The organism is Myxococcus faecalis, from assembly GCF_050039385.1.
Lineage (GTDB): Bacteria > Myxococcota > Myxococcia > Myxococcales > Myxococcaceae > Myxococcus > Myxococcus fulvus.
In genome coordinates, this window is the sequence record NZ_CP144336.1 from 10167851 (window position 1) to 10183378 (window position 15528).

The following is a 15528-nucleotide window of genomic DNA, read 5'->3' on the forward strand; positions in this document are numbered from 1 at the left end:
CGAGTCTCCGGATAATGGATGTGCGCGTCATCCGTCAATCCACCCATTTCTTTATGACCCACCTTTTCTTGACTTGATTGTTTGAGTTAGGAGTCAAGCTGTCCGCCACGGAAGGTTGTCGTGACGGATTCTGCACCGCGTCATGTTTCGTGACGTGAAACCCGTGTCGTCATCCCCCTCACTGATCAGGAGTTCTTGTGAACGAGCCGAAGAAGACGGTCGTCGCGAAGCGCAAGCTCACCCTTCACCGCGAGACGCTGCGCTCCATGGACGAGGGTGCGCTCCAGATGCTGGATGGCGTTGTCGGTGGCACCGGCACCACCAACCCCTACACCAACTTCCCCTCGGGCAAGTGCGGTGTGATCGAGACCTCTCCCGAGGTGGCCGGTCAGGTCGATCCGTAGTCGTCTTTCCGTGTCGCGGTGCACACCGTGACGCGGGAGTCGAAGGCCTGGGGTGCCCGGTCAGCCCGTGGTTGGCTGGGCACCCTGTCGCGCGAGCTGGGTCGAGAATGTATCAGGTCTGGGGTGTTTCAGACTCGGCGCGCCTGTCTGTGATGGGTTTTGTGGCGCGTGACGTCTTGAGACATGAAACATGAACGGAGACATGGACTGCTCCGCGAGTTGGCGGCCCCTGGTGGCAGGGGCGCTTCAGGAAGAGGTGCTCCAGGTCGTTCAGGGGTTGGCTCGGGCGATCGAGGAGTCCCTCTCGCAGCGTGTTCCGGATGCATCGCTGGCGTCTGGAGACTCGGGCCTGGCGCTGCTGTTCGCCTGGATGGACAAGGTGGCCGCGTCCGCGCATCACGCGGGGTTGGCGCGGGGGCTGCTGGATGACGCGATGGAGGCGGTGGCGTCACGTCCCATGGGGATGTCGCTGCATTCGGGTGTGAGCGGGGTGGCGTGGGCGTTGGAGCACCTGGGGGAGGGCGGCGACGCGTTGGAGGAGGTGGACGCGGCGCTGGCCCAGCGGCTGGCCGTGGCTCCCTGGACGGGGCCCGTGGAGCTGCTCTCGGGGTTGGTGGGGTTGGGGGTGTATGCGTTGGAACGTTTGCCCCGGGCGGATGCACGGCGTTGCCTGGAGGGTGTGGTCGCTCGACTGGGAGAGACCTGGCGGCGCGAGTCGCCCGAGGGGGGGCACGACCTGGGCGTGGCGCATGGTGTGCCGGGCGTCATCGCGGTGTTGGCGGGGGCCGTGAGGGCTGGGGTGGCGGAGTCAGAGGCCCGGGGATTGTTGGACGGTGTGTGGTCCTGGGTGATGGCGCAGCGACTGCCACTCGTGGGGCGACGATTTCCGCACGGGGTTGTTGCTGGCAAGACGCCGCAACCCACTCGCGCCGCGTGGTGCTACGGAGATCCGGGCGTGTCGCTGGTGCTGTTCACGGCGGCGCGTGCCGTGGGGGAGCCTGGCTGGGCGGCCGAGGCGCTGGACATGGCGCGTGAGGCCGCGAGGCGCCCGCTGGAGGACTCCGGGGTGAAGGATGCGCCGTTGTGCCATGGCGCGGCGGGGCTTCTCCACATCTACAACCGGTTTCATCAGGCCACGGGGGAGGAGCTCTTCGCGAGCACGGCGCGGCGGTGGCTGGAGCATGCGTTGCGCTTCGGGCAGCCGGGGAGGGGAGTTGGGGGCTTTGCCTTCTGGGGGCAGGATGCGCGGGGTGCGCCCTCGTGGGTGGATCGCCCTGGGCTGTTGGAGGGAACGGCGGGCATCGCGCTCGCGCTGCTCGCGGCGGCTTCGAGCGTGGAGCCGAGTTGGGATCGGGTGCTGCTGATGTCGCTTCGTGAATCGGCGTGAGTCTGAACGAGAGCCGTCGGAGGCATCGCACCTCGGGGCATGGGGGCGGGGGCTACAGGGCCCTCGCCTCACCGTTCATGACGGTAGGTGGCTACCCCGGGTCGAGCGCCCAGGTTCCTTCTTCCCATCGCTTCAAGGCCTGCTGCGCTCCGAAGGGGACAAGCCCCTTTCCCTTGGCGGCCTCTTCCAAGACCGCTTTGGCCTCGGCCGTTCGATAGCGGAGCAAATGGGCAGCAGCCATCACTCGTACATCCATTCGTTCGTGCTTGAGCAGGACGAGAAGCGCATCGCGCCCTTTATCTCCGTGAGACAGCAACGTATCGACGGCAGCACCGTACTTCCTGGCGTGCTTGTTCCCCGTCTTGGCGTCTCCCCGGAAGATGGCTTCGTTCTGCGCCGCCACGTTCAGCGCGAATTCCTCGACGAGCTTTTCCAGGTCCATCACCAGAGCCCCTTCGCCACGTTCTCGATGGCCAGCAGTCCAAAATCACGCTGGGCCCCGTACGACTGTGTGCTCAACCATTGCCGTACGGTCAATGGCGAGCCCGTAATATCGCGTCGAATCGAAGAGAAGAACGCGCTGACGTCCGTGTGCAGGAGCTTGTCCATCGGGATGACGTTCTCGGTGTTGTGAAGCGCCTGGGGCCCGAAGCGATTCACGTTTCCTGGGGTCTGCTCGACGATGTGGTGCCACTCCTTGTCTTTTCCCGCCGGGCCCATGGCCTTCTTGAAGCCACTGTACGACCCCCAGGCCCTGTAGCCCGCCGGCTGGACCTTGGTGGCCGTGCCTGCGCTAGTGCCACTCACCGCCATGGCCACGGCGCCGGGGGCGAGGGCGATGGTGACGGTTTCGGCGCTCACCGCCACCGCGCTGACTTCAGCGACCGCAGCGAGCCGGATTCCCACCTGTGCTTCGGCCTGCACCGCTGCCTGCGCGGCGGCTGGGAGCCCTGACACCTTCGAGCCCAGACCCGCCGCCGTGTTTCCGATGGCCGCCATGGCCAGCATGGCGAACGCGCGCGCCGCGTTGCGGCCCATGACCTGGCCGTATCGCATTCCCGCCTCGCGGAGTTCGTCGAACGTGGTCGCTCGCTCCGCCTCCGCCATCAATTGCTTGAAACCGACGATGAGACTCCAGAACGTGTCGAGCCCTACGTAGGCAATGAGCGAGGCAGTCATCACCGCGGCCACACCCTTCGAGAAGGGCTCGGGAACCGTGAGCAGGATGCAGTACGTGGTCCATGTCCAAAGGACCGCCGACATCACGGCCTGGGGATCGGCCATGTCCTCGAAGGCGTCCATCATCTCGTCCCACACGGCCCCCTGGGCCTGCGCCATGGCAAGGGCGTAACGACCATCTCCAGTGACGGTGGGGTTCTCTGTCAGGATGCTCAGGCAATCGCTGGGTTTGTTCGTACGTTCGCACCAGCGCAGGTAGGCGCGTGTCAGCGCGACTTCTGGGGCGGGTTGTTCGCTCTCCAGATGCTCGCTTGGTCCCAGCGGGATGACGCGGTGCCCACGTGGCTCGTACAGGTACGTGCCGCTGCGCGCATCCATCTCGAACAATCGCCGAGCTGCTTCCTGGGGATGACTTGGCAGCCGCACGCCGCGCGACAGCCTCTTCATGGCGTCAACGAAGTCGTCCTCATCCACTTCAACCGGCGCGGCCCCGGCGCCGCGTGGCGTCAGGAGGATGGGGGCATCACGGCCCGTCTGGAGTCGAACGGACCTCGTGGTGCCGCTGCATGCAGACAACAGCACGAGGATTAGGGGGATCGACCATCGTGGCAGCATCCAAAGTCCTCTTGGCGAAGGCTCCCCATTCGAGAGCGTGCGTCGTCGCCAGGGATCGTGAAATACTAGCTAGTCATGAAATTGTCTCCCACTGGACTTGTTGCTGGGTCGAAGGGCTGCTGTCGACCCACGCTCATTCAGGCGGCATCCGCGCCGCGTGCCTGCTCCGTGGCGCCGAAGAGCTTCGTCCCCAGTGCATGCGCGGTCTTCAGGTGGACCTTGGGGTCCTGGGTCTCCGAGTCGACCAGCAGCTCCGAGGTGACGACCTTCGCTCCGCAGTAGTCGAAGATGCCGTGGTCGATCTGCGTCTTCATCGCCCCGAAGTACCCGTGCCGCGCATAGGTCCGCAGGTCCGCGCCGGCGATGGCGACCAGGTGCACCTTCAGGTGCCTCAACTTCTTCTCCAACCCCGTGTTCAACCCGAAGTCGAACGCCCACCCGTTCGAGAACACCCGATCGATCCACCCCTTCAACAACGCCGGCATCGACCACCAATACACGGGGTAGACCAACACCAACGTGTCCGCGCGGTCGATTCGCGCCTGCTCGACCAGGACATCCTGCGGCGGCGTCTCCTGTCTGCGATGCACCGCCAGGTCCGCCTCGCTGAACCGCGGATCAAACCCCTCCGCTGACAGGTCTGCGAGCTCGAACGTATGCCCCGCACCCTCCACAGCAGCCCCTATCCGGGCGGCGATGCCGTGGGTGAGCGACTTCTCTTCAGGATGCGCGACGACGATGAGGGCATGCATGGCGGAAGCTCCAGACGACGGTCACCTGCGGACCGCTGCGTACTCTTGGTAACTTACGTTTGGTAGGTTCGTTTTCAACCCGAAGTTCGAGGGCGCGAAGGCGGACGGAGCAGGATCACTCGCGGATCAGAATTGCCGTGCCTACATGAAAAAAATGCAGCCCCTTGCGGTGACAGGGTCTGCTCGATTTGTTCAGCAATTCTCATGTGTTGAATGGCATCCGCCTGAAATCACTCAAGATCCCGACCCACTGAGTCTCAGTGCAGGTGGGTCTTCCACCCCTGTCCCTGGCACTCGTGCGGCTGCGATCGCGATCACCTGCGATCCTGATCGCCATGCCTACATGCACGCTTTATCAGTGCCCTGACGTGGCCTGAAAATCACGCCATTTCAAGGGCAATGCCTACATGCTCTGATGTTTAGTAGTTTTCGAGGGCCCCAGGCCGCCCGGAAAGAGGACAATGCCTACATGGTCCGATGTTCAGTGGTTTTCCGGCCGCGACAAATTAATCACAAACACAAATTTGTTGTCTGTGATTGATTTGTTGAATACACAGACATCTCATGGGCGGCGCGGACTTCACGCCGCCCGCGGAAGTCTCAGCCCGGCGTGAACCACAGCACGGACAACGGGGGCAGGGTGATCAGCGCGGACGCCGGCTGCCCATCCCAGGGCGTGGGCTCCGTGTGGAGCTGTCCCAGGTTCCCCACGTTGGAGCCGCCGAACTCGCCCGCGTCGGAGTTGACGATCTCCGCGTAGCTCGTGTGCAGCGGGAAGCCCACGCGGTAGTTCTCACGCACCGCGGGCGACAGATTCGCCACGCACACCACATGACGCCCTGGCTGCCGTGATCGCCTCACGAACGCCAGCACGTTCGACGCCGCCGAGTCCGGCTGCAGCCACTGGAACCCCACCGGCTCGCTGTCCGCGTCGTGCAGCGCCGGCAGCTCCCGGTACACGCGGTTCAGCGTCGCCACCAGGCGCATGATGCCGCCGTGCCCCGGGTCCTGCGTCAGGTGCCAGTCCAGGCTCTTGTCGTGGTTCCACTCCGCCGGCTGGCCGAACTCTCCGCCCATGAAGAGCAGCTTCTTGCCGGGGTGCGCCCACATCCACGCGAACAGCGCGCGCAGGTTCGCCCGCTTCTGCCAAGGGTCTCCCGGCATGCGCCCGTACAGGCTGCCCTTGCCGTGCACCACCTCGTCATGGCTCAGCGGCAACATGAAGTGCTCGCTGAACGCATACAGCAGCCCGAACGTCAGCTGATTGTGGTGGTACTGCCGGTAGATGGGGTCCTTCGAGAAGTACGACAGCGTGTCGTGCATCCACCCCATGTTCCACTTGAAGTGGAAGCCCAGGCCGCCCTCGCTCGTCGGCGCGGAGACCTTGGGCCATGCCGTGGACTCCTCGGCGATGACCACCACGCCGGGGTGCTTGCGGCGCACGGTGTCGTTGAGCTCGCGCAGGAACTGGATGGCCTCCTCGTTCTCCCGGCCACCCCAGCGGTTGGGGATCCACTCGCCCTGCTTGCGGCTGTAGTCGAGGTAGAGCATCGACGCCACCGCGTCCACGCGCAGTCCGTCGATGTGGTACTCCTCGATCCAGAACAGCGCGTTCGCGATGAGGAAGTTGCGCACCTCGTTGCGGCCGAAGTTGAAGACCAGCGTCCCCCAATCCGGCTGCGCCCCCTTGCGAGGGTCCGCGTGCTCGTACAGCGCGGTGCCGTCGAACTCGCCCAGCGCATGCGCGTCCCGGGGGAAGTGCCCCGGCACCCAGTCCACGATGACGCCGATGCCCTCCTGGTGCAGGTGATCCACCAGGAACCGGAAGTCATCCGGATGTCCGAAGCGCGCCGTGGGCGCGTAGTAGCCGCTGACCTGATACCCCCACGAGCCACCGTACGGATGCTCCGACACGGGCAACAGCTCCACGTGGGTGAAGCCCATGTACTTCACGTACTCCGCCAGCGCGGGCGCCAGCTCCCGGTACGTCATCGGCCGGTCGCCATCCTCGACCACGCGGCGCCAGCTCCCCAGGTGCACCTCGTAGACGCTCCACGGCTGGTGAGCGACGTCCTCGTGCTTCGCGCGCGTCTCCAACCACGGCGTGTCCCCCCAGTCGTACCGCCCCAGGTCGTGCACCACCGACGCCGTCGCCGGCGGCACCTCCGTGCGGAACGCGAACGGGTCCGACTTCAACACCCGGGGCCCACCCTGGCCCGGACGGATCTCGAACTTGTAGCGCGCGCCTTCGCCCACCTCGGGGACGAACAGCTCCCAGATGCCGGAGGCCCCCATGCGCCGCATGGCGTGCAGCCGCCCGTCCCAGCTGTTGAAGTCGCCCACCACGGACACGCCCGCCGCCGTGGGCGCCCACACCGCGAAGGCCACGCCCCGCGTGCCGTTGTGGTGGCTCAGGTGCGCGCCCATCCGCTCCCAGAGCCGCTCGTGGCGCCCCTCGCCCGCGTAGTACAGGTCCATCTCCCCGAGCGTGGGCAGGAAGCTGTAGGGGTCTCTCAGCGTGAAGACACGCTTGCCGGGGTACTCCACCTCCAACAGGTAGCCGAAGGTCTTGTCGCGGCCGTTCACGCGCGCCTCGAAGACGCCACCCAGCCTGTGGCTCATCGGCACGCGCCCGCCGAACTCCGGGAGCACGTGGATGGCCACGGCCTCCGGACGGAAGGCGCGAATCACCACGCCGTCACCGTCCGGATGGATGCCGAGCACGGAGTGGGGCTCCGGGTGCCGCAGCTCCACCACGCGCTGCAACTCCGCGTCGACCTGCGCCTTGTCCGCGGGCTTCCTCACTGGCCTTCCTCCATCCGCATGAGGGCCTCGACGGGGATGCGCACCCAGTCGGGCCGGTTCGCCATCTCATACCTCACTTCGTACAGGAGCTTCTCCAGCTCGAACGCGCGCAGCATCGTGTCGAATGCCGCGTCGTCCGAGGGCAGGAAGGCCGCTCCCTGGGTCGCCTTGCGATAGCCCGACAGGAAGGCATCGCGGCTGGGGCCCACCCGTCCCCGAGGCGTCCCGCCCTCGAGCGCCACCGTGGCCTCCGCGTAGTCGAACGAGCGGATCATCCCCGCCACGTCGCGCAGCGGGCTGTACTTCTCCCGCCTGGACGTGAAGCTGCGCGCCGGCTCCCCCTCGAAGTCGAAGATGAGCCACTGGTCATTGGCCCGCAGCACCTGACCCAGGTGCAGATCTCCATGGATGCGGATCTTCTGCCCGGACGGCGTCACCTGCGCGAGCCGCTTCGCGTACTCGATGAGCCGCTCCCGCCGCTTCTCCAGGTCCGCATGCAGCCGACCGGCCTCCGCCAGCGTCACGCCCAGCTCGCCCACGATGGACGCGCTCCAGCGCTGCAGGTCCTCCTGGAGCAGCGGCTCCGGCGCGAACGCCGTGTCGTCCAGCGGCGCCGAGCCGAAGGCCTGGTGCAGGTCTCCCAGCCGCGCCCCCAGCTCCTCCATCTCGCTCAGGAACCGGTCGCCCACCGGCCGCGCCTGGCGCATCCGCTCCAGCGTGTACTTCCAGCCGTCCACCGAGTCGGGCACGAACCGGTGCACCAGCGCGAGCGTGGCCCCGGCGGCGCCCTCCAGCCGCAGCGCGCCCAGGAGCACGGGCGTGGCGCGGAACGAGGTGCGCGTGGCGAGGAAGCGCCCCACCTCGTACTCGGGATTCACGCCCGCCTCGAGCTTGCGGATGATCTTCACGATGACCTTCTCTCCGAGCACCACCGACGTGTTGCTCTGCTCCACCAGCAGCCGCCGCACGGGGAGGGGGGAGGGCAGGCCCAGCAGGCCCTCGGGGCCGCCAATCCACTCGCCCACCACGCGGCCGGAGGCGGAGGGAATCTGCGCGCCGTCGCGGATGAGGTCGAACAGCGCGCGCAGGCACCCGTCGTCCTCGAGCGCGTCCTTGATGCCGTCCGTCGAGGGCTTCACCGGCAGCAGATAGCGCTCCGGCTGCCCCAGCTCGTAGACGACCTCCACCACGGCGAGCGACAGGTCGCACGGGGTGGCGTCCAGGTTGGCGTGGTCCACCACGCTGACCTGCTTGATGGGCCACGCCTTGCCGGAGAACCAGCGCTGGCTCTTGAGGTGTTCGGGCAGTTTCGTCAGGTCCAAGGTCGTCATGCTCGGCTCCCTCCGGGCACCGGCTGGTCCAGCCGAAACCACAGGAACATGAAGGGCCCCATCGACAGCTGATAGGGCAGGTCACTGATACGCGGGAACGGTGTGTCGCCAATCAACTCCACGGGCACCATGCCCTGCCACTCGCGCAGGTCCAGCACCGCTGGCTGCGAGAAGCGCGACAGGTTGCACACCACGAGCACCGTCTGGCCCTCCCATTCCCGCACGAACGCCAGCACCTTGCGGTTCTCCAGGGAGATGAACCGCAGCTTCCCCAGCGAGAACACCGGGTAGCGCTGGCGGATGCGAATCATCCGCTTCACCCAATGCAGGAGGCTGGACTTCACGCGCTCCTGCGATTCGACGTTGATGGACTGATATCCGTAGACGGGGTCCGCGATGACGGGCGCGTAGAGGCGGGCGTAGTCCGCCCGGCTGAAGCCCGCGTTGCGGTCTCCCGTCCACTGCATGGGCGTGCGCACGCCGTTGCGGTCGCCCAGGTAGATGTTGTCCCCCATGCCGATCTCGTCGCCGTAGTACATCACCGGCGTGCCGGGCAGGGTGAACAGCAGGCTGTGCATCAGCTCGATGCGCCGGCGGCCGTTGTCCATCAGCGGCGCGAGCCTGCGGCGGATGCCCAGGTTGATGCGCATGCGCGGGTCGGTGGCGTACTCCCGGTACATGTAGTCCCGGTCCTCGTCCGTCACCATCTCCAGCGTCAGCTCGTCGTGGTTGCGCAGGAAGATGGCCCACTGACACGACTCCGGGATGTCCGGCGTCTGCTGCATGATTTCGACGATGGGGGTGCGGTCCTCCCGGCGCACGCCCATGAACAGGCGCGGCATCACCGGGAAGTGGAAGCCCATGTTGAACTCGTCGCCCTCGCCGAAATAGACGCGCACGTCGGCGGGCCACTGGTTGGCCTCCGCGAGCAGCATCTTCCCCGGGTACTCCGAATCAATCGTCTTGCGCAGGCGCTTGAGGAAGGCGTGCGTCTCCGGGAGGTTCTCGCAGTTGGTGCCCTCGCGCTCGAAGAGGTAGGGCACCGCGTCGCACCGGAAGCCGTCCACGCCCATGTTCAGCCAGAAGCGCATGATGTCCAGCATGGCTTCCTGCACCTGGGGGTTGTCGTAGTTCAGGTCCGGCTGGTGGCTGAAGAAGCGGTGCCAGAAGTACTGCTTGGCCACCGGGTCCCACGTCCAGTTGGAGCGCTCCGTGTCGGTGAAGATGATGCGCGCGCCCTTGTACTTGTCCTCGGTGTCGCTCCAGACGTACCAGTCGCGCTTGGGGCTCTTCGGATCGCTCCGGGCCTCCTGGAACCAGGGGTGCTGGTCGCTGGTGTGGTTGACGACCAGCTCGGTGATGATGCGGATGCCGCGCTTGTGCGCCTCGTCCACCATGCGCTGGAAGTCCGCGAGCGTGCCGTAGTCCGGATGCACGCCGTAGAAGTCCGCGATGTCGTAGCCGTCATCGCGCAGGGGGGAGGGGTAGTGCGGGAGGATCCACAGACAGTCGACCCCCAGGTCCTGGAGGTAGGGCAGCTTCTCGATGAGGCCCGGGATGTCCCCGTGGCCGTCGCCGTTGGAGTCGTGGAACGCTCTTAGATGCAGCTCGTAGATGAGGGCCTTCTTGTACCAGAGGGGATCCAGTTCCATACGCCTCTCAGGGTGTCACTCGTAGTAGTCGAACGCGTGCTCGGTGCGACGGAAGCGGTACACGGCCCAGACGGCCGCGGGCTGCTCGGGTGTCAGGCGCACCTGGACGTCGGAGCCCTGCCACAACGAGCGCTGGTCCGTCATCAGTTCGTGCACCTGATACGTCTCGTCGGGCTTCGCGCCCAGCCAGTCCAGGGGGAGCCGCAGCAGCGCCTCCTGGGCGGCGTACGGGTCCAGGCTCACCGCGCACAGCACCGTGCTGGTGCCGTCCTTCGTGCGCTTGCCGTAGAAGAGGACCCGCTCGTTGTCGGAGTCGAAGAAGCGCAGCGTGTCGTACGTGTGCAGCGCGGGCTGGGTGCGCCGCGCCGAGTTGAGCTTCGTTATCCAGTCCCGGATGTTGCCGGGCCGGTCCAGGTCCCACGCGACGAGCTGGTACTTCTCCGAGTCCAGATACTCCTCCTTGCCGGGCAGCGGGCGGCCTTCGCACAGCTCGAAGCCGCAATACATCCCGTAGACCGAGGAGAGCGTGGCGGCAAGCGCCGCGCGCAGGCGGAACGCACCGGGCCCCGCGTTCTGCAACAGCTCCGGCAGGATGTCCGGCGTGTTGGGCCACAGGTTGCCGCGGAAGAAGTCGGACACGGGCGGGCGGGTGATCTCCTCCAGGTAGTCCTGCAGCTCGCCCTTGAAGTTGCGCCAGGTGAAGTACGTGTACGACTGGGTGAAGCCCACCTTGCCCAGGGCCTTCATCACCTTGGGGCGGGTGAAGGCCTCCGACAGGAAGAGCACGTCGGGGTGGCGGTCCTGCACGCGGCGGATGAGCCACTCCCAGAACTGGATGGGCTTGGTGTGGGGGTTGTCCACGCGGAAGGTCCGCACGCCCTGCTGCACCCAGTGGAGGACGACGGACTCCAGCTCCACCCAGAGCGACTCGCGCGCGGGGCCCATCCAGTCGAAGTTGACGATGTCCTCGTAGCGCTTGGGCGGGTTCTCCGCCGTCTTGATGGTGCCGTCCGGGCGGCGCTGGAACCACTCCGGATGCTCCTTCACGTACGGGTGGTCCGGCGAGCACTGGTAGGCCAGGTCCAGCGCCACCTCGATGCCGTGCGACTGCGCGGCCTGCAGGAAGTGACGGAAGTCCGCGAGCGTGCCCAGGCTGGGGTGCACCGCCTTGTGGCCGCCCTCCGCGGCGCCGATGGCCCACGGGCTGCCCACGTCATCCGGGCCCGCCTTGAGGCTGTTGTTCTTCCCCTTGCGCGCGGTGCGGCCGATGGGGTGGATGGGCGGCAGGTACACCACGTCGAAGCCCAGCTTCTGGATGTACGGCAGCCAGCCTTCCGCGTCCTGGAACGTCGCGTGCGTGCGGCCGTCGCGCCTGGCCGAGCGCGGGAAGAACTCGTACCAGGCCCCGAAGCGCGCCTTCTGCCGGTCCGCGAAGACCTGGAGCATCGGCTCGTGGCGCCTGGCCAGCGTCCGGTCCGGGTAGGTCGACGCCACCGTGGCCAGCTCCGGCGCGAGCGCCACCGCGATGAGGTCCGGGCTCGCGGGCTGTCGCAGGCGCACGGCGGCCTCGGTGAGCACCCGCGCGTCGTCCGCGTCCACCGGCTTCGCGCGCGCGGCGGCGCCCTCCAGCAGCGCGGCCCCCTCCAAGAGCTCGCTCTTCACGTCCCGGCCCGCGTCCACCTTGCGCTTCAGCTCGGAGGTCCACGTCCGGAAGAGATCTGGCCAGGCTTCAATCGTGTACTCGTAGCGGCCATTGCGAGCCAGGGGGAACTCGGCCTCCCAGGCGTCGTTGCCGAGGGGGCGCATGGGGACCTCGCCCCAGTCGGTCTGCTCCTGTTGAGGGGAGACCTGGCGCCAGCGGACGACGGCGACGAGGACGTCATGGCCCTCCTTGAAGATGTCGGCGCGGACGGTGAGGCTGTCCCCGGCGATGCGCTTGACGGCGTGACGGCCTCCGTCGAGCTGCGGCTGGACTCCCTCGATGAACACGCTCCCGATTCGCTCTTTCATATCGGCTCGCGGCCCTTATAGGTCTGAGGTTGGGTGAAGCCGGGCGGCGTGTCGCGGGGTGCGTTGATGAAGGACGACTGGCGCGTCGGCCGCGTTGGCTCGTGAACGTTAGGGATGGGGGGCGAGGACGCCCACCCGGTGGACTCGAAGGGGCTGAGTGCCCGGCTGCCCATACTTGAAGCTGGGATCCGCACCTCGGGTTGCGGTATCCGGGAAAGGCATGGCGCTTCCTTCACCCACTGCTCAGCGGGCGAGCGACCCGGCGGCCGACAGGGCCCTGCTCCAGCAGGTGGCCCTGGGCAGCGCCTCCGCCATGCGGGACGTGTATGCGCGCTGCGCCTCCCGGGCGTTCGCGGCGTGTCTTCGCCTGCTGCCCTCCCGCGCGGACGCGGAGGAGGTGCTCCAGGAGGCGTTCATGGAGGTGTGGCGGCGCGCGCGCGACTTCGACCCGGAGCGCGGGGGGCTGGAGACGTGGGTGACGACCATCGCTCGCACGCGCGCCATCGATCGGCTGCGCTCGCTGGGCACCGCGGCGCGCGTGGCGGAGGGCGTGGTGCACCATCCGCCTCCGACGAGCGCCACGCCGCTGGCCCCGGACGACGCGTTGGGAATGGGGCAGGACCGGGTGAGGGTGCGCGCGGCGATCCGGACCCTGCCTCCCGAGCAGCGGGAGGTGGTGGAGCTGGCCTACTTCGAGGGGCTGTCGCAGCGAGAGATCGCCGAGCGCACCGGGCATCCGTTGGGCACGGTGAAGACGCGGGCGCGGCTGGCGCTGGAGAAGCTCGCCGACGTGCTCGGGCGGGGCGGCTGAGGCCTCACGTTAAGGGAGTCTTAAGAACCTCCGGGTACTGTCGGCCTTCATTCATCCATTCGTGACGGCACCGTGGTGACCGGGAGGGAGAGGAGGCGAGCGGGAGATGGGGGAGCGAATCCTGCTGGTGGAGGACGACGCCCGGCTGGGCGCGCAGATCGTCGAGCACCTGAAGGGCGCTGGGTTCGAGGCGGAGTGGTGGACGGAGGGGCGGATGCTGCTGCCCGGCGAGCTCCCCGACGTGGGGTTGGTGGTGCTGGACCTGATGCTGCCGGGGACGTACGGGCTGGACATGCTCAAGGCGCTCCGGGGGTTCTCGGAGGTGCCGGTGCTCATCCTGAGCGCGCGCAACGACACGCTGGACAAGGTGCGGGCGCTGAAGCTGGGCGCGGATGACTACCTGACGAAGCCGTTCTGGCCGGAGGAGCTCATCGAGCGGGTGCGCGCGCGGCTGCGCCGGCCGGTGTTGCAGAAGCCGGAGTCGGTGCTGGAGCTGGGGCCGCTGCGCGTGGACTTCCTGGGGCGCGAGGTGCGCGTGGAGGGGCGCGTCGTGGAGTTGACGCGGGTGGAGTTCGACGTGCTGGCGGCGCTGGCGCGCAGGCCTCGTGAGGCGGTGACGCGGCAGTGGCTGGTGGAGCACGTGTTGGATCCGGAGCGCGAGGGGACGGAGCGGACGCTGGACGTGCACGTGTCGCGGCTGCGCAGGAAGCTGGCGCCGGCGCAGTGCGTGGAGACGGTGTGGGGCGTGGGGTACCGGCTGGTCGAGGGGGAGGGGGCGTGAAGCTGCGCTTGCGCCTGGCGCTCACGGCGATGGCGGCGGCGCTGCCGGTCGTGGTGGCGATGGCGTACTTCCAGAAGTCCCTGCGGGAGCGCTCGCAGGAGGAGGTGCTCGAGGCCGCCACGCTGGCGCGCGTGCAGGTGGAGCGCTCGCGCTGCGAGGCGTCGCCGGAGACGTGGCGCCCGCGTCCCTCGGAGCGAGGAGCGCCGCCGCCTCGGCGTGGGGAGGATGGACGTCCGCCACCACCGCGTCCGCTTGATGAGGGGGCGGAGCGGCGCCCGCCGCGACAGGGCGGGCTTGGTGCCGAGGCTGTCCGACCACCCTCACCGCGCGTGCAGGATGAAGGCGCGGAGGGGCGCCCGCCGCGACAGGGCGGGCCCGGTGATGAGGCTTTCCGACCACCCCCACCGCGCGCGCAGGATGAAGACGCGGAGCTGCACCCGCCGCGTCAGGGCGGGGCTCGTGGCGGCGATGGGGCGGGGCCTCCCGCCTTCGCGGATGCTCCAGACGGCCGCGGGCGCTCTGGTGCTGCCACGGCGAATGGCCTCGGTCCGTCTCTCTTCGCCAACGGGCGTCCTCCACCTCCGGCGGACGGTGATGGCGGGCGTGCACCCGCGCGAGTCGAGCACTTCCCCTATGACGCCCAGTTCGTCTCACGCAATCCGAGGGCCCCCGTGTTGTCGGAGGACATGCGGGTCGCGGCGAGTGACGGGACGGTGGTGCGCCGCTTCGAGCAGGACGGACGGCGCATGCTCGAAGTGCTGCTGCGCATGCCGTGGGAAGGGGGACCGTGTGCCTTCATCCTCGCGCGCCGGGAGGAGCCGCCGCCTCCCTCGATGCTCTCCCTGCCGCCGCTCAAGGACTGGAGCCTGCTGGTCTCCACCGTCGTGGCCTCGGTGGTGCTCGCGCTGGGCCCGGTGGTCCGCAGGATCCGCATGCTCACCGAGGACGTGCGCGCCTCGGCCCGCAGCGGCTACGCGCAGCCGGTGGCCGTGCGCGGACAGGATGAGATCGCCGACCTGGCGCGCGCCTTCCAGGAGGCTCGCGCGGAGATCCAAGCGCGGATGGCGCACCAGGAGGCGCGCGAGCAGGGCCTGCGTGACTTCCTGGCCAACACCACGCATGACGTGATGACGCCGCTCACGGTGTTGCAGGGCAACCTGTCCGCGATGCAGCAGCGCGTGTCGCGCGGCGAGCCCGTGTCCGCGACAGAGGTGGCCTCCGCGATGAGCGAGGCCCACTATCTGACCTCCCTCGTCCACAACCTCGCCGCGGCGACGCGGCTGGAGGCCGGCGCGCCCCACGTCCAGCGCGTACCCGTGGACCTCAATGACGTGGTGGGCCGGGTCCTCGGTCGTCACCAGCCCATCGCCCGGCAGCAGCGCATCTCCCTGGAGAGCGGCGTTCCCGCCGTGCCCGTGCGAGTGCTCGGCGACGTGACGCTCATCGAGCAGGCCGTGAGCAACGTCGTGGGCAATGGCGTGCGCCACGGCCGCGAGGATGGCCACGTGGCGGTGGTGCTGGAGAGCACCCGCGAAGGTCGCTTCCACCTGCGCGTCCTCGACGACGGGCCCGGCATCCCCGAGGACGAGCGCGCGCGGCTGCTCGCCCGGGGCGCGCGTGGCAACGCGGCCCGCACGCGCGCGCCGGAGGGGCAGGGGCTCGGGCTGCACATCGCCCACGACGTGGCCCAGGCCCACGGCTGGACCCTGACCCTGAGCCCGTCGGAGTACGGCGGGCTCGAGGTGTGCTTCTCCGGCGAGGTGCTCGCCGATGATGCCCCGGTGTCTCGCGGGTGACGCCG

12 protein-coding genes are annotated in these 15528 nt (G+C 68.0%); 5 read left to right on the top strand and 7 right to left on the bottom strand.

The genetic code is table 11. The features are described 5' to 3' along the window. Positions 1-197: 197 nt before the first annotated feature. Positions 198-404 carry a hypothetical protein gene (locus VZQ01_RS40505; RefSeq protein WP_223749062.1) on the top strand — a complete coding sequence of 69 codons (207 nt, stop codon included), beginning with the start codon at positions 198-200 and terminating at the stop codon, positions 402-404. A gap of 190 nt (positions 405-594) precedes the next feature. Continuing rightward, positions 595-1791, top strand: coding sequence for a lanthionine synthetase C family protein (locus VZQ01_RS40510; protein WP_426746322.1), 1197 nt, complete (start codon positions 595-597; stop codon positions 1789-1791). 91 nt (positions 1792-1882) lie between these two features. Here VZQ01_RS40510 and VZQ01_RS40515 read toward each other — a convergent pair whose 3' ends face one another. The 7 genes from VZQ01_RS40515 to VZQ01_RS40545 form a co-directional block, all read right to left on the bottom strand. Further along, on the bottom strand, positions 1883-2233 hold the full coding sequence (locus VZQ01_RS40515; RefSeq protein ID WP_223749060.1) for a DUF2019 domain-containing protein: 351 nt from the start codon (positions 2231-2233) through the stop codon (positions 1883-1885). Beyond that, complete coding sequence (gene sitA5 / locus VZQ01_RS40520; RefSeq protein ID WP_223783353.1) at positions 2233-3585, bottom strand: SitA5 family polymorphic toxin; 1353 nt, start codon at positions 3583-3585, stop codon at positions 2233-2235. The genes VZQ01_RS40515 and sitA5 overlap by 1 nt, the downstream gene beginning before the upstream one ends. Before the next feature lie 137 nt (positions 3586-3722). Further along, on the bottom strand, positions 3723-4337 hold the full coding sequence (locus VZQ01_RS40525; RefSeq protein ID WP_223783352.1) for an NAD(P)H-dependent oxidoreductase: 615 nt from the start codon (positions 4335-4337) through the stop codon (positions 3723-3725). 600 nt (positions 4338-4937) lie between these two features. Next, entirely contained in the window at positions 4938-7142 is a 2205-nt protein-coding gene (glgB, locus tag VZQ01_RS40530) for a 1,4-alpha-glucan branching protein GlgB (protein WP_223783351.1), read from the bottom strand. Then, a complete protein-coding gene (locus VZQ01_RS40535) occupies positions 7139-8473 on the bottom strand; it encodes a phosphotransferase (protein WP_426746323.1) in 1335 nt (444 codons plus the stop codon). Before VZQ01_RS40535 ends, glgB begins: the two co-directional genes overlap by 4 nt. Continuing rightward, positions 8470-10125, bottom strand: coding sequence for a maltose alpha-D-glucosyltransferase (gene treS, locus VZQ01_RS40540; RefSeq protein ID WP_141331174.1), 1656 nt, complete (start codon positions 10123-10125; stop codon positions 8470-8472). Before treS ends, VZQ01_RS40535 begins: the two co-directional genes overlap by 4 nt. Before the next feature lie 15 nt (positions 10126-10140). After that, a complete protein-coding gene (locus VZQ01_RS40545) occupies positions 10141-12135 on the bottom strand; it encodes an alpha-1,4-glucan--maltose-1-phosphate maltosyltransferase (RefSeq protein ID WP_426746324.1) in 1995 nt (664 codons plus the stop codon). Between the two features lie 220 nt (positions 12136-12355). Here VZQ01_RS40545 and VZQ01_RS40550 point away from each other — a divergent pair, with 220 nt between their 5' ends. The 3 genes from VZQ01_RS40550 to VZQ01_RS40560 all read left to right on the top strand — a co-directional run bounded on the left by VZQ01_RS40550 (position 12356) and on the right by VZQ01_RS40560 (position 15523). Continuing rightward, a complete protein-coding gene (locus VZQ01_RS40550) occupies positions 12356-12946 on the top strand; it encodes an RNA polymerase sigma factor (RefSeq protein ID WP_426746325.1) in 591 nt (196 codons plus the stop codon). A 106-nt stretch (positions 12947-13052) separates the two neighbouring features. Continuing rightward, the gene (locus tag VZQ01_RS40555) at positions 13053-13727 is read left to right on the top strand and encodes a response regulator transcription factor (protein WP_426746326.1); all 675 of its coding nucleotides are present in this window, start codon (positions 13053-13055) and stop codon (positions 13725-13727) included. Next, positions 13724-15523, top strand: a complete 1800-nt coding sequence (locus VZQ01_RS40560) for a HAMP domain-containing sensor histidine kinase (RefSeq protein ID WP_426746327.1) — start codon at positions 13724-13726, stop codon at positions 15521-15523. The genes VZQ01_RS40555 and VZQ01_RS40560 overlap by 4 nt, the downstream gene beginning before the upstream one ends. Positions 15524-15528: the final 5 nt, after the last annotated feature.

What these genes read in the sequence shown, in the direction of transcription:
- treS (WP_141331174.1), bottom strand. Translation starts at nt 10,125, where the DNA reads ATGGAACTGGATCCCCTCTGGTACAAGAAGGCCCTCATCTACGAGCTG.
- VZQ01_RS40515 (WP_223749060.1), bottom strand. Translation starts at nt 2,233, where the DNA reads ATGGACCTGGAAAAGCTCGTCGAGGAATTCGCGCTGAACGTGGCGGCG.
- VZQ01_RS40545 (WP_426746324.1), bottom strand. Translation starts at nt 12,135, where the DNA reads ATGAAAGAGCGAATCGGGAGCGTGTTCATCGAGGGAGTCCAGCCGCAG.
- sitA5 (WP_223783353.1), bottom strand. Translation starts at nt 3,585, where the DNA reads ATGCTGCCACGATGGTCGATCCCCCTAATCCTCGTGCTGTTGTCTGCA.
- VZQ01_RS40510 (WP_426746322.1), top strand. Translation starts at nt 595, where the DNA reads ATGAACGGAGACATGGACTGCTCCGCGAGTTGGCGGCCCCTGGTGGCA.
- VZQ01_RS40535 (WP_426746323.1), bottom strand. Translation starts at nt 8,473, where the DNA reads ATGACGACCTTGGACCTGACGAAACTGCCCGAACACCTCAAGAGCCAG.
- VZQ01_RS40555 (WP_426746326.1), top strand. Translation starts at nt 13,053, where the DNA reads ATGGGGGAGCGAATCCTGCTGGTGGAGGACGACGCCCGGCTGGGCGCG.
- VZQ01_RS40525 (WP_223783352.1), bottom strand. Translation starts at nt 4,337, where the DNA reads ATGCATGCCCTCATCGTCGTCGCGCATCCTGAAGAGAAGTCGCTCACC.
- VZQ01_RS40550 (WP_426746325.1), top strand. Translation starts at nt 12,356, where the DNA reads ATGGCGCTTCCTTCACCCACTGCTCAGCGGGCGAGCGACCCGGCGGCC.